Genomic DNA, 21,518 nt, shown 5'->3' on the forward strand with positions numbered 1-21,518 from the left:
TGCAGCGGTGCGCGCCGGCCGGATGCGCGGCGCCGACGTGGATGCCTTGCCTCGTAATCAAGGCCCCGTCGCGCTTCGCGCAAGTGCTGCGCAGCCGTTGGCTCAGTGATTGAGCTTGCCGAGCAGCAGATATTCCATCAACGCCTTTTGCACGTGCAGGCGGTTTTCCGCCTCGTCCCACACGACGCTTTGCGGGCCGTCGATCACTTCCGCGCTCACTTCTTCACCGCGATGGGCCGGCAGGCAGTGCATGAAGAGCGCGTCTGCATGGGCGCGCGCCATCATTTCCGCGTCAACGCACCAGTCGGCGAAAGCCTTCTTGCGCGCTTCGTTTTCGGCTTCGAAACCCATGCTCGTCCAGACGTCGGTGGTGACGAGATCGGCGCCCGCGCAGGCTTCGTTCGGGTCGTCGAATTCTTCGTAAAACGGGGCGCTTTCGGCGGCGACCAGCGCGCGATCAAGCTTGTAGCCCGGCGGCGTGGACAGGCGCAGTCTGAAGCCGAGAATCTGCGCGGCTTCGATCCACGTGTACAGCATGTTGTTCGCGTCGCCGACCCATGCGACCGTCTTGCCGCGAATCGGGCCGCGATGCTCGAAATACGTAAAAATGTCCGCCAGCACCTGACAGGGGTGATATTCGTTGGTCAGCCCGTTGATCACCGGCACGCGCGAATTTTCGGCGAAGCGCTGAATGATGTCCTGACCGAACGTGCGGATCATGATGATGTCCACCATGCGCGAGATGACCTGCGCCGCGTCTTCGATCGGTTCGCCGCGACCCAGTTGCGTGTCGCGCGTGCTCATGAAGACGGCGTGTCCGCCCAGCTGGAAAATGCCTGCTTCGAACGACAGGCGCGTGCGCGTCGAATTCTTCTCGAAGATCATGGCCAGCGTGCGGTCGTGCAGCGGATGATAAGTCTCGTAGTTCTTGAACTTGCGCTTGAGAATTCGCGCGCGCTCAAGCACGTACTCGTAGTCGTCGAGCGAGAAATCCTTGAACTGCAGATAGTGGCGAATTTTCTTGGCGGTCATGAAACAAATACGGCGGTCTCACCCGGCAGGATTGCCGGACGGCGCCGCCGTCGTTATGTGGTAACTCAATGCAGCATAAAGGATTTCGCCTCGTTTGACGAGTCGGCCAAAAGGCCGGGAAAGCGCTTTGAAAGCCTCATGCGCCTGTCAGATCAAGCTTGTGTGCACTGCGGAAAAAGTCGTGCTGCGCTATAATCTGCGGGTTATTCCAAGGCTCAGCAGACCAGTCCTCCGCTTGGCGGGGCACGGTTCTCATCACTCGCGCCGTGCGCCGAGCGAGTTCGCGGCACGCCGTCAAGGTGTGCGCCACAGCGGCTCGGCCGGCCCTTCGTGGTTCCGGCGGCGCGGCTCACAGGAAAGCGGCGTACGCGCCGGGCGCAGTTTCGAAATCTGTCTTTTCGCTTGCTGTCGTCGTCATCCGCTGAGCAGTCACACAGGTATTCCTACATGGCCGAAGCAGCTCCAACCGAATATTTCATCCAGGGCATTACATCGACGGGAAGAAAATTCCGGCCGAGCGATTGGTCGGAGCGACTCGCGGGCGTAATGTCATCTTTCGGCCCGGGCGCGCGAAAGGGTCCGAACGCCTACATGCAGTACTCGTTGTATGTCCGGCCAACCATGATTGGCGACCTCAAGTGCGTGATTCTCGACTCGCGCTTGCGCGACATCGAACCCATGGCTTTCGACTTCGTCCTTAACTTCGCGAAAGACAATGACCTCGTCGTGACCGAAGCGTGCGAGCTGGAACTCGAGCACGCTCCCGCGCCGCAAGCCAAGCGGCACATCATCTGAGGCAAGCCGCGCCGGCTCCGAAAAACAAAAACCCGCGATCGATCAGCGGGTTTTTTTATGCGCGCTGTTGGAGCGACAGGGTTCGTTTCAACTCGCGAGCGCGCCGCGACGAATCGCTGCGGCAACGGTGCCGATATGTGCGGCCCAAACAAAAAAGCCCGCCAAAGCGGGCTTTTCCGTGCAGCGGAAACAGGAGGTAGCCCGCCGAAGCGGGCTGACCGGAATTACTGTGCTGCCGACGCCTGCAGACCCTTGATGGCTGCGGCGAGGCGGCTCTTATGACGAGCAGCCTTGTTCTTGTGAACGATTTTCTTGTCGGCGATGATGTCGATGGTCTTCGACGATGCCTGGAAGATTTCTGCGGCCTTAGCCTTGTCGCCGGCGTCGATCGCCTTGCGGACAGCCTTGATAGCCGTGCGGAACTTCGAGCGCAGTGCCGAGTTGTGCGAGTTTGCCTTGGCGGCCTGGCGGGCGCGCTTGCGTGCTTGTGCGGAGTTAGCCATGACGGTTCCTTATCCTGTTCCTGTTTCCAGTACCTGACCTTCAAGTGGTGAGGTGCTGCTTTTAGATCCGAACTCTTGGAAGCGATTGCCCAAGAGCGCAAAAGTGTCGAAAAACGATCGAACTACGCGAAGGCGCGCCCGAACTGACGGTGTTCCGGTTTCCGGTGTTTTCAAGGATGCGGGCAGGCAACCTGGTTGCCGACTTGAACCTTGACCGGACATTGTCCGAGAACCGCCCGAGAACTGAGCGAGCTTCGAAACCGGCGATTATAGCAACAAAATCAGGGACGTGGCAACGGAAATCCGCCGCTGCTCAATCGGCCGCGGCCGCGAGCCTGACACCGCAGCCGCAAAGCGCAAGCGCTTCAAAGCGGAACCGCCCACGCGGCGGATGCGTGGCCTTTATCGCGGCGCGCAATAAAAACGACGGAATTCGCTGCCCGAACCGAACGTCTGCGGAGCAAATCGGTCCGAATCGCTTCCCGGCTCGTCGTCCGCCTTTGCGGCACCCGTATAATAAGCGCCCCATGAATCTATTCCGAGCCCTGCTGACGGTCAGCGGCTTCACGCTGTTGTCGCGCGTGACCGGACTGGCCCGCGAAACGCTGATCGCTCGCGCGTTCGGCGCCAGTCAATACACTGACGCGTTCTACGTCGCCTTCCGTATCCCGAACCTGCTGCGCCGCATTTCCGCCGAGGGCGCGTTCTCGCAGGCCTTTGTGCCGATCCTCGCGGAGTTCAAGAACCAGCAAGGCCACGACGCCACCAAAGCGCTCGTCGACGCCACTTCCGCGGTGCTCGCGTGGGCGCTCGCGGTGCTGTCGATCATCGGCGTGCTGGGCGCGTCGGGCGTCGTGTTCGTGGTCGCGTCGGGCCTCGCGCATGAAGGTCAGGCGTACGCGCTCGCGGTCACCATGACGCGCATCATGTTCCCGTACATCATTTTCATTTCGCTGACGTCGCTCGCGTCGAGCGTCCTGAACACGTACCGGAATTTTTCGCTGCCCGCATTCGCGCCGGTCTTGCTGAACGTGGCGTTCATCGTCGCCGCCGTGTTCGTCGCACCGCGGCTGCACACGCCGGTTTATGCGCTCGCATGGGCGGTGATCGTCGGCGGCTTGTTGCAGTTCGTCGTGCAATTGCCGGGGCTGAGGAAGATCGACATGGTGCCGCGCATCGGCCTGAACCCCGTGCGGGCCCTGGCGCATCGCGGCGTGAAGCGCGTCCTGTCGAAAATGGTGCCGGCGATGTTCGCCGTGTCCGTCGCGCAGATCAGTCTCATCATCAACACGAACATTGCTTCGCGCATCGGGCCGGGCGCCGTGTCGTGGATCAATTACGCCGACCGGCTGATGGAATTCCCCACCGCGCTTCTCGGCGTCGCGCTCGGCACGATCCTGCTGCCGAGTCTCTCGAAGGCGCACGTCGATGCGGACACGCACGAATATTCGTCGCTGCTCGACTGGGGCTTGCGCGTGACGTTCCTGCTCGCCGCGCCGAGCGCGGTCGCGCTGTTCTTTTTTGCGCAGCCGTTGACGGCCACGCTGTTTCACTACGGCAAGTTCGACGGCAACGCGGTCGTCATGGTGGGGCGCGCGCTGGCCGCTTATGGCGTCGGCCTGATCGGTCTGATTCTGATCAAGATTCTCGCACCCGGTTTTTACGCGAAGCAGGACATCAAGACGCCGGTGAAGATCGGCATCGGCGTACTGGTTCTCACGCAGTTGAGCAATTACGTGTTCGTGCCGATCTTCGCGCACGCGGGGCTCACGCTGAGCGTGGGACTCGGCGCTTGCGGCAACGCGCTGCTGTTGTTCCTCGGTTTGCGCAAGCGCGGCATCTACACGCCGTCGAGTGGCTGGCTCAAGTTTTTCGTGCAATTGCTGGGCGCGTGTCTCGTGCTCGCGGGCGTCATGCATTGGCTCGCGCTGAACTTCGACTGGATCGGCATGCATGACCGGCCGCTCGATCGCATCGCGCTCCTCGCCGCCTGCCTCGTGCTGTTCGCCGCGCTGTATTTCGGTATGCTTTGGCTGATGGGCTTCAAATACGCGTATTTCAAAAGGCGAGTGAAGTGATAACGATGACGCGGGTTCTCGACTATTTCAGCACGCTCGTGGCCGAAGACGACAGCTTGCCCCTGACAGAGGCGGCGCTCTCGCTCGCGCAGGACGCTTATCCCGACCTCGATCTGCAAGGCACGCTGGCCGAGATCGACGAACTCGTGGTGCGCCTGCAGCGCCGCATGCCGGAAGACGCGGACATCCGTCAGAAGGTAGGCATTCTGAACCGCTTTTTCTTCCGCGAGCTGGGTTTCGCCAGCAACCTGAACGACTATTACGACCCGGACAACAGCCATCTGAATGCCGTGCTCAAGCGTCGCCGCGGCATTCCGATTTCGCTGGCGGTGCTGTATCTGGAGATGGCCGAGCAGATCGGCATTCCGGTGCGCGGCGTATCGTTTCCAGGCCATTTCCTGCTGCGTGTCACCACGCCCGACGGCGACGTCATGCTCGATCCCACGAGTGGACATTCGCTTTCGGAGTCCGAGATGGTCGAGATGCTGGAGCCCTATGTCGCGTCGGCGGGCGAATCGGTGAGCCGGGCGTTGCGCATGCTGCTTCAGCCGGCCACGCGCCGCGAGATCATCGCGCGGATGTTGCGCAATCTGAAGTCCACCTATCTCCAGACCGAGCGCTGGCAGCGCCTGCTTGCCGTGCAGCAGCGTCTCGTGATTCTGTTGCCGGAAAGTATCGACGAGGTGCGCGATCGCGGTTTCGCCTACGCACGCCTCGACTATCTGCGGCCCGCGCTCGAAGACCTTGAGCGTTATCTCGGCGAGTGTCCGGATGCCGAAGATGCGACGGTCGTCGAATCGCAGTTGCAGGAACTGCGGCAGCGCACGCAGCACAACGATCGCGACTAGCACGCGCGCTTCTGAGCGCTTCAAAACAGAACGCCTGCGCATGAGACATGCGCAGGCGTTTTTATTTTGACAGCTGCGAAATCGCAACCCGGCGCGTGGGTTACTTCGGCTGCATCCGAATCGCGCCGTCCAGGCGAATCACTTCGCCATTGAGCATCGGGTTGTCGAAGATCTGCTTGGCGAGCATCGCGTATTCCACCGGCTTTCCGAGTCGCGGCGGGAACGGCACCATGGCGCCGAGCGCGTCCTGCACCTCTTGCGGCATGCCGAGCAGCATCGGCGTTTCGAACAGACCCGGTGCGATCGTCATGACGCGGATGCCGTTGCGCGAGAGGTCGCGCGCGATGGGCAGCGTCATGCCGACCACGCCGCCCTTCGACGCCGCGTAAGCCGCCTGACCGATCTGGCCGTCATAGGCGGCAACCGAGGCTGTGTTGATGATCACGCCGCGCTCGCCGTTCGCATTCGGCTCGTTCTTCGACATGGCCGCGGCCGCGAGACGAATCATGTTGAACGTGCCGATCAGATTGATGGAGACGGTGCGCGTGAACGAGTCGAGCGGATGCGGGCCGTCTTTGCCGACCGTCTTGGTGGCGGGCGCGACGCCCGCACAATTGACGAGGCCGCGCAGCGTGCCGAGTTTCGTCGCGGCTTCGACTGCCTGCGTCGCGTCGTCTTCACGGCTCACGTCGCATTTCACGAAGACACCGCCGAGCTCTTTCGCGAGCGCCTCGCCTGCATCCTGATTCAGATCGGCCAGCACGACTTTGCCGCCGTTTTCGGCGATCACGCGCGCCGTGGCCGCGCCGAGGCCGGACGCGCCGCCGGTGATCAGAAATGCATTGTCACGAATCTCCATGTCTTCTCCTTTCCTTTGAAACGTTAATCACAATTCAGATCGAACGTCTGTTCGCCCATTGCATTGATAATCCCACATCGCGATGGCACAAGATTAAATTAGAACGATCGTGCTGAAAACAAAAAACCCGCCAGAAAAGGCGGGTTTTTCTTGCCAGCACATGCTGCGCAGGGCTTATTTCAGCGCGTCGAATACGCGGTCGCGGATTTCCTCGACCGTGCCGAGGCCGGAGATGCGGCGGTACGCGGGCGCTTTCAGCGAAGTCGCGGCGTCGCCGCTCTTTGCCCAGCCGTTGTAGTACTCGATCAGCGGCTTGGTTTGCGATTCGTACACTTGCAGACGCTTCTTGACCGTTTCTTCCTTGTCGTCCTCGCGCTGGATCAGCGGCTCGCCGGTCACGTCGTCGAGACCTTCGACCTTCGGCGGATTGAACTTGACGTGATACGTGCGGCCCGACGCGGCGTGCGAGCGGCGGCCGCTCATGCGCACGATGATCTCGTCGAACGGCACGTCGATTTCGAGCACGTAGTCGATCGCGACGCCGGCCTGCTTCATGGCCTCGGCTTGCGGAATGGTGCGCGGAAAGCCGTCGAACAGATAGCCGTGGGCGCAGTCTTGCTGTTGCAGACGTTCCTTCACCAGATTGATGATCAGTTCGTCTGTGACCAGTTCGCCCGCGTCCATGAAGCGTTTTGCTTCGAGGCCGAGCGGCGTGCCTGCCTTGACGGCCGCGCGCAGCATGTCGCCGGTGGAAATTTGCGGAATCCCGAATTTTTCCTTGATGAAGTTTGCTTGAGTGCCTTTGCCCGCGCCGGGTGCACCCAAAAGGATCAAACGCATGTGTATCTCCAGAACTATGTGAATTCTTGGTGGCGCTGGGGCATCCCACGAGGCGCGAGGGACCCGCATCGGCTACCGTTCAGATCTCGCGCTGCACGTTCATGACGGCGCTGCAAGACAAGTGCGGTGCGACCGGGCAAACCCTGGTACTCGCAAATAACGACGAACAACGGGAGGCGCGCACAAGCGTCCGATTATGCCATGGGTTTTTGCGCTTAAGACCCGAATAAAGCCCGTACGCGCGCGAGATCCGCGGGCGTGTCGACGCCCGGCAGCGGGACATCGCGGGTGACCAGTACCGCGATGCGTTCGCCGTGCCACATCGCGCGCAATTGTTCGAGCGCCTCGACCTGTTCGATGGGCGAGATCGCGAGATCGGGATACGTGCGCAGGAATTTCGCGCGATATGCATAGAGCCCGATATGCCGATGAACCACCGCGGGCGCGGGCGGCGCGGGCATCGACGCGACATTGGGCCAGTGCGGCTGGTAGGCGTCGCGCGCCCATGGAATCGGCGCGCGCGAGAAGTAGAGCGCCACGCTGCGCGCGTCCAGCACGACTTTCACCACGTTCGGATTGAAGATGTCGGCCGCGTCGGCGATGGGATGCGCGGCGGTGGCGATCGCGCAATCGCCCGTTGCCGCGAGGTGCGACGCGACGCCGCACACCAGAGCCGGATCGATCAACGGTTCATCGCCTTGCACGTTGACGACGATCGTTTCGTCGCTCCAACCGTAGCGCGCCGCGACTTCAGCGAGACGGTCCGTGCCCGACGGATGATCGGCGCGGGTCAATACGGCTTCGAAGCCATGCTCGCGAGCCGCGTCGAGTACCGACTGCGCGTCCGACGCGATCAACACCTGCTCGGCGCCCGACTCGCGCGCGCGTTCGGCGACCCGCACCACCATCGGCTTGCCGCCGATGTCGGCGAGCGGCTTGTTGGGCAAGCGCGTCGACGCGAGACGCGCGGGCACGACGGCAACGAACGGGGAAGTGGCGGAGTTGGCGTGAGTCATCGGAGAGATGAGCGGAAGGATGAAGTTGAATGCTCGTGAGGCGGAAGGCAAGCTAACCGGACGACACACGAACGGACAGCGGGTCCGGCGTCAGGCGCTCGCGCAGACATCGCACAACGCACAACGCACAACGCACGCGCCGGGAAAACACTGCGGATCAGGATGACTGAACGGGGGCCGAGGCGCGGGCCGCGCGGATCAACGCAAGCGAAGACGCTTTCCGCTGAAGCGGCGCGGCTCGCTCAGGCCACGGAGCCCGGATTCAAATCGACCGGCGTGCCTTCGACCGTTTGTCGTGCCTCGTCGACCAGCATGACCGGAATGCCGTCGCGGATCGGATACGCGAGCTTGTCCGCGTTGCAGATCAGCTCCTGCGCGGAACGGTCGTAGCTGAGCGGGCCCTTGCAGATCGGGCAGACGAGAATTTCAAGCAGGCGAGCGTCCACGGACTTTCTCCACAACTAATGCAATGAGGCGATGATCGAGCGCGGCTTCGACGGGCACAACCCAGATGCGCGCGTCGCGCCAAGACCCTAATTTTACCGCATCCTTTTCCGTAATCAGGATCGCGTCGGCAACGACATCCGTAAAAGGATTGCGCTCGAACGCGTAATGATCCGGCAGCGCGCGAGTCTCGGGCGTGAGTCCCGCGGCGCGCAAGGTGGCGAAAAAACGCTCCGGCGCGCCGATGCCCGCGGCGGCCAGCACGCGCTCGCCCGCGAACTGCGCGAGCGGACGGCGCAACGCGGGACTGTCGAGATGCCACGCGTCGGCGGGAGCGAGTTGCAGCGCGAAGGTGTTCGGCCAGGGCGGCAAGGTGCGTGCGTAGGGATCGTTGACCAGCGTCGCGTCGCGACGACGCGACAGCGGCTCGCGCAACGGACCGGCCGGCAAAAGAAAACCGTTGCCGCCGAGCCGGTGATCGAACACGACCAGTTCGGCGTCGCGTTCGAGGCGGTAGTGCTGAAGGCCGTCGTCGCTGACGATCACGTCGACGTCGCGGTGCGCCGCGCACAGCGCCTGCGCGGCCGCGACGCGGTCGGGGCACACCCAGACCGGCGCGCCCGTGCGACGCGCGATCAGCAGCGGTTCGTCGCCGCCGACGCTCGCGGCCGATGCCGCCATGACCGGCGTCGGCGCCTTCACGCGCGCGCCGTAGCCGCGCGACACCACGCCGGGCGTGAAGCCGGCGGCGCGCAAGGCTTCGACGAGCGCGATGACGGTCGGCGTTTTGCCCGTGCCGCCGACGGTCACATTGCCGACCACCACGACGGGCACGCCCACGCGCACCGATTTCAACCAGCCGAGCTGGAACGCGGTGCGTCGCAGCGCGGCCATTGCGCCGAACACGCAGGCGAGCGGCGTCAGCGACCATGCGAACGGTCCGCGCTGTTGCCATTCGCGCGCGAAACGCGTTTCCAGGCGATCGAGGATTCCGCTCATCGGCAGGCCGGGCGGGCGAGGTGCGCGCCGTTCGAGGGTCGGCGCGGGCGCCGGATGGGGAAAGAGGGCGCGCGAGGCGCAATGCGCGGGACAGGCATCAACGCGATTCTCCGGACGGTCGAACAATGAAGCGAGAGAGGGAGCTGCAACAGTGCGCGATGCACGCATCGCCCGATGCGCACGACGCCGCGCAACTTTGTCGTCCTGCCAAACCCGCCACTCTAGCGCGCACGCGTCCCGGGCTGCAAGTCGCCGGCGCGGCGCGCTACGCCTCGTCTTCGGCGCGCGCCGTGTCCGCGTCCTGTGGATAACTCTGTGGAGAATAGGCCGGGCGCAGGGCCGAAAGTGCCGTTGGACGCGCTTTGTATCGGCGGCATGCGTCGTTGATTGATTATAAAACGCATATAAATCAATGGGATGCTGCGTCTTTTTGGCGTTTGCCGAGCCTTTTGGCGGGATCTGCCTTGCCGCTCCCGACATGTGGACACTTTTAACAATTTGCGTGCCCTGCTGGACGTGACTGGCCGCTCGGTCTATCGTCTGTCCGGCCAGTCACATAGATCCTCCGCATGAATTCCGATAGCCCCTTTACTTCGTCGACGATGCCCGGCGGCGACGTCGTCGTTCCCGTTTCCGCTCTCAATCGCGCAATCGGCGCGATGCTCGAACGCTCGTTTCCGCTCGTGTGGGTCGCCGGCGAAGTCTCGAACTTCACGCGCGCCGCGAGCGGTCACTGGTACTTTTCGATCAAGGACGCGCAGGCGCAAATGCGTTGCGTGATGTTCCGCGGCCGCGCGCAGTACGCCGAGTTCACGCCGAAGGAAGGCGACCGTATCGAAGTGCGGGCGCTCGTCACGATGTACGAGCCGCGCGGCGAGCTGCAACTGAACGTGGAAGCCGTGCGGCGGACCGGCCAGGGTCGTCTTTACGAAGCGTTCCTGAGGCTGAAGGCGCAACTCGAAGCCGAAGGGCTCTTCGCCGCGGAACGCAAACGCGCGCTGCCGACGCATCCGCGAGCCATCGGTATCGTCACCTCGTTGCAGGCGGCCGCGTTGCGCGATGTGCTCACTACGCTGTCGCGTCGCGCGCCGCATATTCCGGTGATCGTCTATCCCGCGCCGGTGCAAGGCGTCGGCGTGAGCGCGAAGCTCGCCGCGATGGTCGAGGCGGCCAGCGCGCGGCGCGAGGTCGACGTGCTGATCGTGTGCCGCGGTGGCGGCTCGATCGAGGATCTCTGGGCCTTCAACGAAGAAGTACTGGCGCGCGCGATTGCTGAGAGCGCGATTCCGGTCGTGAGCGGCGTAGGTCACGAAACCGACTTCACGATTGCCGATTTCGCCGCCGACGTGCGTGCGCCGACGCCCACAGGCGCAGCCGAACTGGTGAGCCCGCAACGCGTGCTGTTGTTGCGCGAACTCGACCATCGGCACGCCACACTGGCACGCGGCTTTGGCCGCATGATGGAGCGGCGCGCGCAGCAACTCGACTGGCTTGCGCGGCGGCTCGTCTCGCCCGCCGAGCGTCTTGCACGGCAACGCACGCACTTGCAGCAATTGAGCGCGCGGCTGGCGTCCGCGGGTGCGAGACCGGTGCGCGATGCGCGCGCGCGCTTTTCGCTGCTGCAGATGCGTTGGCAGCGCTGGCGTCCCGACCTCGCCGCGCATGAGGCAAAGCTCGGCAATCTCGCACACCGGCTCGACGCCGCGTTGTTGCGTCAGCATGAACGCCAGGGCGCGCGTATCGCCACGCTGGCGGCGCGGCTCGAAGTGCTGAGTCCGCAGCGTACGCTGGAGCGCGGCTATGCCGCGGTGCTCGACGCGCAAACCGGCCGCGCGGTGCGTGCGCCATCGTCACTGAAACCGGGGCGACGCTTGACGGTGCATCTCGCCGAAGGCACGGCGGACGTCTCACTTGCCGACGTGCAGCCGCGTCTCGCCGACGGTTTCTGACATTGCACCGACACATTGCGCGCGCGTACTTTTGACTGTCCGCGCGAGCAGCGACACGCTGCGCGCAAGCAGGAATTACGCGGTTTTTACGGGCTCATCGCGGATGCCGGGCATAAAGTCCGTTGGTTTGCGGGGTTATTCCAAGTCGCCTACAATCGAGTGCTCTACAGCGTTATCCGCAGACTCCCCACAACAGATACCGAGAAGGAAAGCACCATGGAACATACGCTCCCGCCGCTGCCGTTCGCGAAAAACGCACTCGCTCCGCACATGTCGGAAGAGACGCTTGAGTTTCACTACGGCAAGCATCATCAGACCTATGTGACCAACCTGAACAATCTGATCAAGGGCACGGACTTCGAGAACCTGTCGCTCGAAGAAATCGTGAAGAAGTCGTCGGGCGGCATGTTCAACAACGCAGCTCAAGTGTGGAATCACACGTTCTTCTGGAACAGCCTGTCGCCGCAAGGTGGCGGTGCGCCGACCGGCGCGCTGGCTGACGCGATCAACGCCAAGTGGGGTTCGTTCGACAAGTTCAAGGAAGAGTTCGCGAAGACCGCAGTCGGCACGTTCGGTTCGGGCTGGGCATGGCTCGTGAAGAAGGCGGACGGTTCGCTCGACCTGGTGTCGACGAGCAACGCCGCTACGCCGCTGACCACGGACGCCAAGGCGCTGCTCACGATCGACGTGTGGGAACACGCTTACTACATCGACTATCGCAACGCGCGTCCGAAGTTCGTTGAAGCTTACTGGAACATCGTCAACTGGGAATTCGCGTCGAAGAATTTCGCGTGAGTTGCTGACAAGCGCCTGGCTACGGCGTCGTTGTGTTCCTCGCGCTGACCACCACTGCATGCACGAAGAAAAGCCCTCCATGTGAGGGCTTTTTGCTTTTCGGACGCGTTGCCTGTGTGCGGTGGTTCCTGTGCTTACACAATCTTTGTCACCGTTCGTAACCTCGCCGGAAAATGCGACGCGCGGCTCGATCCATTGGCGCTGCTTTGCGCGGTAGCGCCAAACATACGGTAACTGTTCGGTAAACATCATTCGCGTAGATTGGCCTAACGTGTGTTTTCCAAACTCAAGCTATCCGCGCCATCATGATTTCAACTCTAAAGCCGGTACGCATCGCGCTGCCTGTGGGGGCCGTTGCGCTCGCGCTGCTTGGCGGCTGTGCCGTCGTCCCGCCAAACGGCCCTTCGATCGTGGCGATGCCGCATAGCGGCGAGCCGCTGAGTCAGTTCCAGCAAGACGACTACGCTTGTCGTGACTACGCCTTCCATTCGTCCGATGTCACCGGAGCCTCGCAGAGCGCGACCACGAATAGCGTGAACAGCGCAGCCGTCGGCACATGGGGCGGCGCGGCCGTCGGCGCGCTGATTGGGGCCGCAGCCGGAAACGCGGGGGCGGGCGCGGCAATCGGCGCGGGTAGTGGCTTGCTGGTCGGCGGCGCTGCGGGCGCAAACGGCGCGCAGTATTCGGCGAACAGCCTGCAGGCACGCTACGACGCCGCCTACGCGCAGTGCATGACGTCCAAGGGCAACACGATCTCGCAGCCTCAAGTGCCGGTCTATGTGCCGCAGCCCATGTATGCACCCCCGCCGGTCTATATGGCGCCGCGGCCGCGCTATTACGGGCCGCCGCCTGTCATTTATGCGCCTTATCCGTACTACTGATGGTGAGCCGCTGAGCGATTAGGCGAGATCGCGGCGCTTGGGATGCAGCGGGGTTTCAAGTGGAGCATCGTGCATGGGACTGCATGGGACTACATGCACGATGCGTCTACTCTCTCGTTGCGCTTATTCGGCGTCGTTGCTTACCGCAGTCTTGCGCGGCCGGCGGTTGCGAGGCGGCGCTGTTTTGCGCCCGGCTTTCTTCTTTGGCGCGGGAGCTTCCTGCTCGATGGCTGAAGGCTCCGCTACGGGTAGCGCGGTTTCCACGATGTCAGCCGATTCTCCGGCTTTCGTCCTTTTTGTGTTCTTCGCCGCCGGCTTGCGTGGTTCCCGCGGCTTGCGACGCCCCCGCGGCGTGTTCTCGGCATTGTGCACTTCGGCGCTTGCGGCGATATCTGCTTGAGCGAGCGCGTTGTCCGGTTGTACCGCATGTGCTTGCGGTAAATCGGTCAGGAGTTCCGCGCCTGCCGGCGCTTGCGGTGACTCGGACTCGGACGAACGCTTTGCGCTGAGGTGCGCTTGCCTGTGATCAGGCTCGGTATCCGCATTGCGATGGGCCGTCGCACTGTACTCATTCTCAGCGCGTCCGGCTTGAACTGGCCTTTTCGCGACATCCTGCGCAGCTTCAGGCGCACCTTCGATTGCACCTTCGACAGCACCTTCGACAGCACCTTCGTGGGTCCGGCCTCCTTTTCGATTGCCTCGGCCGCGACGGCGCGAATCCTGCTTTCCGGTCGTCTCCGTGGTCACTGCTTCCACAAGCTGCGGCTCATCAACCTGTTCGGGTACGTCTGCAGTATCGACAGCCTCGCCCGCGTTTTCACTCGGTAAGTGCGGGCCCGTGCTCCGATATACATACGCGCCTGACTTTTCGTCACGGCCGAATTCCAGCAACCCACGCGCATGCGCCTCTTCGAGCAGATTGCCGAATGCGCGAAAACCATAGTACGTCTCGTTGAAATCAGGCTTGCGGCGCTTTATCGCGTTCTTCAGTACCGATGCCCAGATCTTGCCGCTGTCGCCTCGCTCGGACGCGAGCGCGTCGAACGTTTGCACCGCGATCTCGACGGCTTTGGTGCGGCGTTTTTCGAGGTCTTCCTTGCTCCGGCTTTTCTCTTCGTCCGGTGATGGCTTGGCTGTCGGCTGGGCGGCTTTCTGCGGACGCGACGATTCCCGTTTGGCGACGGCGCGCTGACTTTCCCGCACGAGGTCGTCGTAGAAAAAGAACTCGTCGCAATTTGCGATTAGCAAGTCTGAAGTGGATTGCTGCACGCCAACCCCAATCACCTGCTTGGCGTTCTCACGCAGTTTCGAGACCAGCGGCGAAAAATCAGAGTCGCCACTGATGATCACGAATGTATTGACGTGTGACTTCGTGTAGCAAAGGTCGAGCGCGTCGACCACGAGCCGGATGTCCGCTGAGTTCTTACCCGATTGGCGCACGTGCGGGATCTCGATCAACTCGAAATTGGCCTCGTGCATTGCGCCTTTGAAGCTCTTGTAGCGGTCCCAGTCGCAATACGCCTTCTTCACGACGATGCTGCCTTTGAGCAGCAAACGCTCGAGCACCAGCTTGATATCGAACTTGTCGTACTTCGCGTCACGCACGCCCAGCGCGACGTTTTCGAAGTCGCAAAACAGCGCCATGCTGACGGTTTCGTTGGATGCCGCCATGTATATCTCCATTGAAGCGGTCGTCGAAGTTCGACGAATCGCGACCATGATAGCGATTCCAGCGAAGGTGATCAGCTTTTGTCTGAACGGCGTGTGTGCCGATGACGCGCCCAGCGACCCTCCAGGCCATGAGCGTTTCGACCATGCGATCGGCGAATTGAGCGGCAGACTACACGTCATGACGTGTGCCTGATGCAATTGGCGGGGAACTCAGCGCCGCTCGCGTATTCAGAACCTCGTCGACGAGGCCATATGTTTTTGCAGCAAGCGCCGACATGAAATTGTCGCGGTCGGTGTCGCGAGCGATTTCTTCGATGCTGTGCCCAGTGCGTTCGGCCATCATGGCATTCAGGCGCTCTCGCAAATAGAGCACTTCCTTCGCCTGAATCTCGATGTCCGCCGCCGTGCCCTGCCCGCCGCCCGAAGGTTGATGGATCATGATGCGCGCGTTGGGCAATGCGTATCGCTTGCCGCGCTGACCCGCGCACAGCAGGAATGTGCCCATGCTGGCCGCGAAGCCGGTGCATAACGTGGACACCTCCGGCTTGATGAACTGCATGGTGTCGTAAATGGCGAGGCCGTCGTACACGGACCCGCCTGGCGAATTGATGTACAACGAAATGTCCTTGTCGGGATTTTCGGATTCCAGAAACAGCAATTGCGCGACAATCAGGCTGGCCGATTGCTCGCTGACCGGCCCGACCAGAAACACGATGCGCTCGCGCAGCAGACGTGAATAGATGTCATACGCCCGCTCGCCGCGGCCGGATTGCTCGATCACGGTTGGCACGAGACCGAGACCGGTGATAGGTGGATGGCTGGAATGCATGTTTGCCTCGTGGAAGTGGGCTGCTGTCCCTATGACGTTCCCGCCGGCGGCGATGTGACAGAAAATATTTTTTCGCAGGCGTGTCACGCAGCGCCGCGCCCAACCGTCAAGCTGCAACGGATGCCTTTTTGCGGCGCGCGCCGGAGAGTCAAGGCAGCGCACGCGCTTTTCACCACGCACGATCTGGAGGTCCACGCATGAAAGAACAGGAAATCGACAAGGCATCCAGCTTCGGGGCGGTGCGCGCCCGTCTGCTCGCGTTGGCGTACCGAATGCTCGGCAGTCGCGCGGAAGCGGAAGACGTTGTGCAGGACGTCTGGCTGAAATGGCATCTTGCCGATACCCGCGGGGTGCAGACCCCGGCTGCGTGGCTCACCACGCTCACCACGCGCGCGGCGATCGACCGTTTGCGAAACGTGCAGCGCGAACGGGCGACTCAATCCACGGGCTGGCTACCCGAGCCCTGGCTTGACGAAGTCGCGCCATCGGCGGAAGAACTTGCTTTGCGCGCGGCGGAAATGTCGTACGGCGTGATGCTGTTGCTGGAGCGTCTTAAACCGGACGAGCGAGCTGCCTTCGTGCTGCATGAAGCGTTCGATTGCGACTACGCGGAGATCGGCAAAATTCTGGAGCGCACGTCGGCCAGTTGCCGGCAGTTAGTTCATCGTGCAAGAACGCGTTTGCAGCGCGCGGGTGCGCCGTTGCGGCGCCCCGATCCGGAGGCGCATGCACGGATCGTCGAACGCTTGCGTACGGCGCTTGAGGCGCAAGACCGCGCGGGCCTGCTCAACCTGTTTAGCGACGCGCCGGAAGTGGTCAGCGACGAGCCGGTGGATGGGCTGATGAATAGGCCGGCAGGTTCGCGCGCGCTGACGTCGGCACTTGCGCCGGCAAAGGCCGCAGCCCATGCGGCGGCAAGCGCACGAGCGCAGGCCATCGCCCTCGCGTCGACGCACGCGTTCACCTGCGATCACGAATCCGCGTCAGGCGATTGGATGGAGCGGTTGACGTCGCTCGCGCGTCAGGCGAGTCATGCTGAACTGGTGTCGGTAGACGGAGCGCCGTCCATCGCGTTGCTTGTCGAGGGCCAGGTCGTCGCGCTGATCGACGTGTCCACGGAAACTTGGCAGAACGGTGTGACAGGCGGCAAACGGCGCGCGACGAAAGACGAACTGCCAGGTGCGGGCTGTGGCCCGATCGGTGGCTCTCAAAAGATTGTTTCGTTGCGCGCCGTGACGAGCGCCGCGCGATTGCAGGCCGCAAACCGCGTGCTGGGCCGCACGGCCGTCACGAACCTGCTGGAGCGAATCAGGCAGCGGCCGCTGAACTCAGTTGCGATGAGCCGCGACGTCCCAGTTGATGTCTACGCATAGCACCTGCGTGCCGCCTGGCGTGTGCGCGGCAATCGAGGCAGTCACACACAGATGCGCTTCATTGATCGACAAATAAGGAGGAGTGAGGTGCACCTGACCGGGCACGCGCATCGCGTGGATGAAATAGGGCCGGCGCTCCCAGCTTGCGCCTTCCGAATGCAACAGCGGGCGAAAGCGTTTGGCGCGTTGGGAGGCCCGTCCTGGCGGCAGCACGTTATCGCCGATCTGCCGGCCGGAACCATCCAGAATGAAGCAACGCGCCGTCTCGCCGAGATGGAGCAGAGGAGCGGTCGCGTCGGCGGCAGAATGACCGGCCACCAGCTGTGCTGCTGCTGTTTCGAGCGCGCTCACGTACGGTGCGAGACGCGCCGACTGCGCGCGCTCGCGCGCTGCAACGCGCTTGCGCAGCGCTGCGGAGAGCGCGTCCATCAAGCCGGTCGCCGTTTGCTGCTTCACCGGCTCGACGCTCGGGCCTGCAAAGAACGCGCCTTGCACGAAATCCACGTTGCATTCGAGGGCGATCAGCGCATCGCGTTCAGTCGTCAGCCCGCCCATCAGCACCAGCTGGCCGGACTCATGCAACAGCGAGACCAGTCCGGGCAGCACGCGTTCAATGTGCGAGTGCTCGCTGGCTTGAGCAAGAATGCAGCGATCGAGCGTGACAATGTCCGGGCGCAGATTCCACACACGGTCAATGTTCGAATGCTTCGCGCCGAAACCGTCCAGCGCGATCAGGAAGCCGGACTTGCGCAACGCATCGATGATTTCAGCAAATCGCGTGGTCTCGCCGCCAGCCTGTTCGGACACCTCAAGCACCACCCGTTGCGGTGGCAAACCCAGTGCCTTGAGACCGGCGAGGAGCGCGTCGCCGTAACTGGTGTCCATCAGCGCGGCAGGATGCAGACTCAGAAAGAGCCATTCGTCGTGACTGTCGAACGCATTGAAGTTGCCGAGATGGAGCGACTCCGCCAACCGGCCGAGTTCGAGCAGGTCGCCGCGGCGCGCGGCTTGAGTGAAGACCTCGTGCGAGGGAACCTGGTGTGTATGTTCGTCGTGCGCGCGCAGCGATGCGTGGTAGCCGATCGCGCGCCGGTGCGACACGGAGAAAACCGGCTGAAATACGCTGAAGACGGTGTAGCCGCCGTACAGAACGGTGCGCCGGGAGCCCTCGTCGCCGGCCATCGGACGGGGAGGCTGGAAGCCGGGAGGATCGAGTTCGATCATGCTCATCATGTCAGTCGTGTGAGTGGCGCCGCCATTGCACGCTGAAGGAGAGGCGTGCACGCGTGATACGTAAGTTTATAGGATAGCCGAGCAAGATTTATGCGCATGCAGAAAGACCGCGTGCGAGCGCCATGGTCGGCGCGCGCCCTGTCAATTGTGCGTCAAGAAGGGCGCTGGCGTCGTTATTCGCACCGTGCTGGTGCGGGTAGCGCCCCGTTGTGAGTCAGAGGTGAGTACGGCGGGAAAAGGTTAGGTGCGCTCGGACGGGTCCGTCTTCTTGGCCGGAGTGCGAATGTCTGGCGACAGTTGCGCGAAGATCCACGCCGAGCCCGCGGTAATGATGCCGACGCACAGGAACGTCGCGTGAAAGGCGGGCAGCGAGTTTGCTGCAGTCACGCGCGGCAAAAGGCCGGTGAAAGTGGCGAGCAGCGCGCCGGCAACGGTCACGCCGAGGCTCATCGAGAGCATCTGCACTAGCGAGAACAAGCTGTTGCCGCTGCTTGCGCCGCCGGTGCCGAGATCCTTGAGCGTCAATGTGTTCATCGCGGTGAACTGCATCGAGTTGACGCCGCCGAAGATCGCCAGTTGTACAACCCGCAGCCACAGAGGCTGCCCCGAACTTGTGAGCGAGAAACTTGCCATCATCAAACCGACAAGGATGGTGTTGACCATCAACACGCTGCGATAACTGTACCGAACGATCAGTTTCGTCACGAGCCGTTTCGACGCCATACCCGCGGCCGCGACCGGCAGCATCATCATGCCGGCTTCGAATGCGCTATAGCCAAGACTCACCTGCAAGAGCAAAGGGATCAGATAAGGCATCGCGCCGGTGCCAATCCGCGCAAAGAGATTGCCCAGCAGTCCGACGCTGAACGTGTGAATCTTGAAGAGATCGAGCGGAAAAATGGGCGCCGGTTCGCGCACGGCATGCAAGCCGTAAGCGACAAAACAGGCAAGGCTCAGAATCAGCAGTACCAGCACGGTGGCGTGTTGGATGCCGAATTCGGTGTGACCGTCGAGCGCGGACGAGATCGCCACCATGCCTACAATCAGCAGCAGATAGCCTTTGACGTCGAACTTGCTGACCTGTTCGTTCCGGCTATCCGGCATGAAGACGAACGTGGCGATGCATCCGGCGACGCCCACCGGCACGTTGATCAGAAAGATCCAGTGCCACGACGCGAACTTGACGAGCCAGCCGCCCAGCGTCGGACCGATCAGCGGACCGATCAATCCGGGGATGGCAACGAAGGAAAGCGCCGGCAAATAGCGCTCTGCCGGAAAGGTGCGCAGCACCGCGAGCCGCCCGACCGGCAGAAGCATGGCGCCGCCCACGCCTTGCATGATGCGATACACCACAAGCTGGTTCAGCGTATGGGCGTTCGCGCATAGCAGCGAGCCGACCGCGAACACGAGGATCGCGCTGAAGAACACCCGCCGAGTGCCGAGTTTGTCCGCGAGCCAGCCGGACACGGGAATCATCACGGCCATCGTCAGCGAATAGGCGATCACCACTGACTGCATGCGTAAGGGCAACTCGCCGAGGCTCGTCGCCATCGCGGGAAGCGCGGTGTTGACGATGGTCGAATCGAGCGTCTGCATGAAAAAGCCGGTGGCGACGAGCCACAGCATGACTGTGAGCGAGCGGGCGGAAGCCGCGATGGGTGCGGCAGTTGCGGAGGCGGGCGAAGTCGGCGGCGTAGGCATAGACGCAGAGGGGCGGGCGAGGACTCGCTATTCTAGGGAAAAGCCGCTGCCGACGCAGGGAAGGCCACGCGTCGGGAACCGGGCGAAGGGTGTCAAGCCAACCCCAAACCCTCGCCCTCTATCCCCCCAACGCCGCCGCCGCCCGAAAAAACGCCTGCGCGCGCGGCTCATTGCCGAAGGCCGCATGGATTCGGATCCACGGGCTCACTTCCATGGCCGGCCGGAAGTAGCTGCCCGGCGCAACAGTGACGCCCAACGGCGCGCCGCATTCCACGAGACGTTCGGCATTGTCCACGTGCGGCACCCGCGCCCACAGAAATTTGCCGCCCACCGGCTTCTCGAACACTTCCCAGCCGCAATCTTCGAGCGTCTGGATCGTCGAGCCGAGCGCGTCGCGCATGCGGCGGCGCAATCGTTCGAGGTATTTGCGATAGGCGCCGCGCTCCAGCAACGACGCCGTCACCACTTCCGCGAAGAGCGAGCCGCCGATGCTCGTCAGCATTTTGATGTCGACGAGATCTTTGATGATCGCGTGGCTCGCCACCACGCAGCCGATCCGCAACGACGACGACAGCGTCTTCGACAGCCCGCCGATATAAATCACATGTTCGAGTTGATCGAGCGTGGCGAGCCGGTCCGTGATGTCGGTTTGAAAATCGGCGTAGATGTCGTCTTCGATGATCGTAAAGCCGTGCTCTCGTGCCAGTTGCAGCAGCCGGAACGCCACGGGCGGCGCAACCGTGGTTCCCGTCGGATTGTGGAACACCGTGTTGATGAAGAAGAGCTTCGGCCGGTGCAGCTTCAATTGCGCCTGCATCACGTCGAGATCGGGACCGCTGCGCGTGCGCGGAATGCCGATCAGCCGCACGCCGTGCAGCTTCAGCAGGCCGTACAGGTTGTAGTAGCCGGGGTCTTCGACAAAGATCGTGTCGCCCGCCTTCAGCATGTAGCGCATCAGCAGATCGAACGCCTGGCTCGCTCCGTTGGTGATCACAATCTGCGACGTGTCCGCGCGAATTCCCAGTTGCGCGATTCGCGCCTGCAAATGTTCGCGCAAGCTCAGATTGCCGAGCGGCGTCGCGTAGTCGACCATGCTCGCGGGGTCGGTGCGCAACACGTGCCGGATCGCCTGGGCGATGCCGTCCGTGTCCCGCCACGTTTCGGGAATAAAGCCGCTGCCGAGCTTCAGCGTTTCGCCGGGATGGTTGAACTGCTGGAGCAAATGGTCGGATTCGTCCTCGGCGCGACGCGGGTCCGAGGTGCCGTCGCACGGCGTGCCGCCCGGCGGCCGGTCGGCCACATAGAAGCCCGAACCGTGACGCGAGTCGACGTAACCGAGCGACACCAGCCGGTCATAAGCCTCGATAACCGGAAAGCGGCTCACGCCGAAATCGGCGGCGAACTGGCGGATCGACGGCAACTTCGAGCCGGGATGCGCACTGCGCGAGCGTATCCAAGTGGTGACGCCCGCCACGATCTGCTCGGTGAGCGGTACGCCATTCTCTCGATCAAGCTGAATCTGGAGTCGCATACGTTTTTCCTTCTCCGAACAATGGCGCGTGGCCAACTGTCCGGTTTTTCGACTGAACAGTTCCGATGAAAGTGTTCGGAAGTGTGCATGGGTCTCCGATCATCGCACGTCAATAATCGGTACAACAGAAAAGTTCTTTGA

20 protein-coding genes are annotated in these 21,518 nt (G+C 62.6%); 8 read left to right on the forward strand and 12 right to left on the reverse strand.

Annotated elements, in window-relative coordinates:
- Positions 1 to 102 precede the first annotated feature (102 nt).
- Positions 103 to 1,032 (reverse strand): ornithine carbamoyltransferase, encoded by a 930-nt coding sequence (gene argF / locus VOM14_RS05380; protein ID WP_327627707.1) that lies wholly within the window; start codon positions 1,030 to 1,032, stop codon positions 103 to 105.
- Positions 1,033 to 1,479: 447 nt separating this feature from the next.
- On the opposite strand from argF, the gene VOM14_RS05385 reads away from it, so the two are divergent.
- A complete protein-coding gene (locus tag VOM14_RS05385; protein ID WP_327627708.1) occupies positions 1,480 to 1,827 on the forward strand; it encodes a DUF3579 domain-containing protein in 348 nt (115 codons plus the stop codon).
- Positions 1,828 to 2,051: 224 nt separating this feature from the next.
- Here VOM14_RS05385 and rpsT read toward each other — a convergent pair whose 3' ends face one another.
- Positions 2,052 to 2,330, reverse strand: a complete 279-nt coding sequence (gene rpsT / locus VOM14_RS05390) for a 30S ribosomal protein S20 (RefSeq protein WP_020069158.1) — start codon at positions 2,328 to 2,330, stop codon at positions 2,052 to 2,054.
- 527 nt (positions 2,331 to 2,857) lie between these two features.
- On the opposite strand from rpsT, the gene murJ reads away from it, so the two are divergent.
- The gene (gene murJ, locus VOM14_RS05395; protein ID WP_327627709.1) at positions 2,858 to 4,408 is read left to right on the forward strand and encodes a murein biosynthesis integral membrane protein MurJ; all 1,551 of its coding nucleotides are present in this window, start codon (positions 2,858 to 2,860) and stop codon (positions 4,406 to 4,408) included.
- Positions 4,409 to 4,413: 5 nt separating this feature from the next.
- Positions 4,414 to 5,256, forward strand: coding sequence for a SirB1 family protein (locus VOM14_RS05400; protein ID WP_327627710.1), 843 nt, complete (start codon positions 4,414 to 4,416; stop codon positions 5,254 to 5,256).
- Between the two features lie 100 nt (positions 5,257 to 5,356).
- Here the strand turns inward: VOM14_RS05400 and VOM14_RS05405 are convergent, their stop codons facing one another.
- From VOM14_RS05405 to lpxK, 5 genes are all read right to left on the reverse strand, one after another.
- A complete protein-coding gene (locus tag VOM14_RS05405; protein WP_327627711.1) occupies positions 5,357 to 6,115 on the reverse strand; it encodes a 3-hydroxyacyl-CoA dehydrogenase in 759 nt (252 codons plus the stop codon).
- A 174-nt stretch (positions 6,116 to 6,289) separates the two neighbouring features.
- Positions 6,290 to 6,955, reverse strand: a complete 666-nt coding sequence (gene adk / locus VOM14_RS05410; protein ID WP_327627712.1) for an adenylate kinase — start codon at positions 6,953 to 6,955, stop codon at positions 6,290 to 6,292.
- 215 nt (positions 6,956 to 7,170) lie between these two features.
- Entirely contained in the window at positions 7,171 to 7,971 is an 801-nt protein-coding gene (gene kdsB / locus VOM14_RS05415; RefSeq protein ID WP_327627713.1) for a 3-deoxy-manno-octulosonate cytidylyltransferase, read from the reverse strand.
- A gap of 242 nt (positions 7,972 to 8,213) precedes the next feature.
- A complete protein-coding gene (locus VOM14_RS05420; protein ID WP_006050060.1) occupies positions 8,214 to 8,417 on the reverse strand; it encodes a Trm112 family protein in 204 nt (67 codons plus the stop codon).
- Complete coding sequence (gene lpxK, locus VOM14_RS05425) at positions 8,398 to 9,414, reverse strand: tetraacyldisaccharide 4'-kinase (protein WP_327627714.1); 1,017 nt, start codon at positions 9,412 to 9,414, stop codon at positions 8,398 to 8,400. Before lpxK ends, VOM14_RS05420 begins: the two co-directional genes overlap by 20 nt.
- A 569-nt stretch (positions 9,415 to 9,983) precedes the next feature.
- On the opposite strand from lpxK, the gene xseA reads away from it, so the two are divergent.
- The 3 genes from xseA to VOM14_RS05440 all read left to right on the forward strand — a co-directional run bounded on the left by xseA (position 9,984) and on the right by VOM14_RS05440 (position 13,039).
- A complete protein-coding gene (xseA, locus tag VOM14_RS05430; protein ID WP_327627715.1) occupies positions 9,984 to 11,363 on the forward strand; it encodes an exodeoxyribonuclease VII large subunit in 1,380 nt (459 codons plus the stop codon).
- 216 nt (positions 11,364 to 11,579) lie between these two features.
- Entirely contained in the window at positions 11,580 to 12,158 is a 579-nt protein-coding gene (gene sodB, locus VOM14_RS05435) for a superoxide dismutase [Fe] (RefSeq protein WP_327627716.1), read from the forward strand.
- 305 nt (positions 12,159 to 12,463) lie between these two features.
- The gene (locus VOM14_RS05440; RefSeq protein ID WP_327627717.1) at positions 12,464 to 13,039 is read left to right on the forward strand and encodes a glycine zipper family protein; all 576 of its coding nucleotides are present in this window, start codon (positions 12,464 to 12,466) and stop codon (positions 13,037 to 13,039) included.
- Positions 13,040 to 13,162: 123 nt separating this feature from the next.
- Here the strand turns inward: VOM14_RS05440 and VOM14_RS05445 are convergent, their stop codons facing one another.
- Positions 13,163 to 14,710 (reverse strand): NYN domain-containing protein, encoded by a 1,548-nt coding sequence (locus VOM14_RS05445; RefSeq protein WP_327627718.1) that lies wholly within the window; start codon positions 14,708 to 14,710, stop codon positions 13,163 to 13,165.
- Between VOM14_RS05445 and VOM14_RS05450 the strand changes: the two genes are divergently transcribed.
- Positions 14,709 to 14,903, forward strand: a complete 195-nt coding sequence (locus VOM14_RS05450; protein ID WP_327627719.1) for a hypothetical protein — start codon at positions 14,709 to 14,711, stop codon at positions 14,901 to 14,903. The genes VOM14_RS05445 and VOM14_RS05450 overlap by 2 nt on opposite strands.
- On the opposite strand, the gene clpP is transcribed toward VOM14_RS05450, so the two are convergent.
- Positions 14,880 to 15,539, reverse strand: a complete 660-nt coding sequence (clpP, locus tag VOM14_RS05455; protein ID WP_327627720.1) for an ATP-dependent Clp endopeptidase proteolytic subunit ClpP — start codon at positions 15,537 to 15,539, stop codon at positions 14,880 to 14,882. The genes VOM14_RS05450 and clpP overlap by 24 nt on opposite strands.
- A 197-nt stretch (positions 15,540 to 15,736) precedes the next feature.
- Here clpP and VOM14_RS05460 point away from each other — a divergent pair, with 197 nt between their 5' ends.
- Positions 15,737 to 16,912, forward strand: coding sequence for a sigma-70 family RNA polymerase sigma factor (locus VOM14_RS05460; protein WP_327627721.1), 1,176 nt, complete (start codon positions 15,737 to 15,739; stop codon positions 16,910 to 16,912).
- Here VOM14_RS05460 and VOM14_RS05465 read toward each other — a convergent pair.
- From VOM14_RS05465 to VOM14_RS05475, 3 genes are all read right to left on the reverse strand, one after another.
- Complete coding sequence (locus tag VOM14_RS05465; protein ID WP_327628111.1) at positions 16,868 to 18,142, reverse strand: EAL domain-containing protein; 1,275 nt, start codon at positions 18,140 to 18,142, stop codon at positions 16,868 to 16,870. The genes VOM14_RS05460 and VOM14_RS05465 overlap by 45 nt on opposite strands.
- A gap of 243 nt (positions 18,143 to 18,385) precedes the next feature.
- Complete coding sequence (mdtD, locus tag VOM14_RS05470) at positions 18,386 to 19,846, reverse strand: multidrug transporter subunit MdtD (protein WP_327627722.1); 1,461 nt, start codon at positions 19,844 to 19,846, stop codon at positions 18,386 to 18,388.
- Positions 19,847 to 19,964: 118 nt separating this feature from the next.
- Entirely contained in the window at positions 19,965 to 21,377 is a 1,413-nt protein-coding gene (locus VOM14_RS05475) for an aminotransferase-like domain-containing protein (protein ID WP_327627723.1), read from the reverse strand.
- Positions 21,378 to 21,518: the final 141 nt, after the last annotated feature.

It is taken from the genome of Paraburkholderia sp. MPAMCS5 (assembly GCF_036016995.1).
Classification (GTDB): Bacteria; Pseudomonadota; Gammaproteobacteria; order Burkholderiales; family Burkholderiaceae; genus Paraburkholderia.

Excerpts from the sequence above, each read along its gene's own strand:
- argF (WP_327627707.1), bottom strand. The coding sequence starts at position 1,032 with ATGACCGCCAAGAAAATTCGCCACTATCTGCAGTTCAAGGATTTCTCG.
- VOM14_RS05385 (WP_327627708.1), top strand. The coding sequence starts at position 1,480 with ATGGCCGAAGCAGCTCCAACCGAATATTTCATCCAGGGCATTACATCG.
- rpsT (WP_020069158.1), bottom strand. The coding sequence starts at position 2,330 with ATGGCTAACTCCGCACAAGCACGCAAGCGCGCCCGCCAGGCCGCCAAG.
- murJ (WP_327627709.1), top strand. The coding sequence starts at position 2,858 with ATGAATCTATTCCGAGCCCTGCTGACGGTCAGCGGCTTCACGCTGTTG.
- VOM14_RS05400 (WP_327627710.1), top strand. The coding sequence starts at position 4,414 with ATGACGCGGGTTCTCGACTATTTCAGCACGCTCGTGGCCGAAGACGAC.
- VOM14_RS05405 (WP_327627711.1), bottom strand. The coding sequence starts at position 6,115 with ATGGAGATTCGTGACAATGCATTTCTGATCACCGGCGGCGCGTCCGGC.
- adk (WP_327627712.1), bottom strand. The coding sequence starts at position 6,955 with ATGCGTTTGATCCTTTTGGGTGCACCCGGCGCGGGCAAAGGCACTCAA.
- kdsB (WP_327627713.1), bottom strand. The coding sequence starts at position 7,971 with ATGACTCACGCCAACTCCGCCACTTCCCCGTTCGTTGCCGTCGTGCCC.
- lpxK (WP_327627714.1), bottom strand. The coding sequence starts at position 9,414 with ATGAGCGGAATCCTCGATCGCCTGGAAACGCGTTTCGCGCGCGAATGG.
- xseA (WP_327627715.1), top strand. The coding sequence starts at position 9,984 with ATGAATTCCGATAGCCCCTTTACTTCGTCGACGATGCCCGGCGGCGAC.
- sodB (WP_327627716.1), top strand. The coding sequence starts at position 11,580 with ATGGAACATACGCTCCCGCCGCTGCCGTTCGCGAAAAACGCACTCGCT.
- VOM14_RS05440 (WP_327627717.1), top strand. The coding sequence starts at position 12,464 with ATGATTTCAACTCTAAAGCCGGTACGCATCGCGCTGCCTGTGGGGGCC.
- VOM14_RS05450 (WP_327627719.1), top strand. The coding sequence starts at position 14,709 with ATGTATATCTCCATTGAAGCGGTCGTCGAAGTTCGACGAATCGCGACC.
- VOM14_RS05445 (WP_327627718.1), bottom strand. The coding sequence starts at position 14,710 with ATGGCGGCATCCAACGAAACCGTCAGCATGGCGCTGTTTTGCGACTTC.
- clpP (WP_327627720.1), bottom strand. The coding sequence starts at position 15,539 with ATGCATTCCAGCCATCCACCTATCACCGGTCTCGGTCTCGTGCCAACC.
- VOM14_RS05460 (WP_327627721.1), top strand. The coding sequence starts at position 15,737 with ATGAAAGAACAGGAAATCGACAAGGCATCCAGCTTCGGGGCGGTGCGC.
- VOM14_RS05465 (WP_327628111.1), bottom strand. The coding sequence starts at position 18,142 with ATGAGCATGATCGAACTCGATCCTCCCGGCTTCCAGCCTCCCCGTCCG.
- mdtD (WP_327627722.1), bottom strand. The coding sequence starts at position 19,846 with ATGCCTACGCCGCCGACTTCGCCCGCCTCCGCAACTGCCGCACCCATC.
- VOM14_RS05475 (WP_327627723.1), bottom strand. The coding sequence starts at position 21,377 with ATGCGACTCCAGATTCAGCTTGATCGAGAGAATGGCGTACCGCTCACC.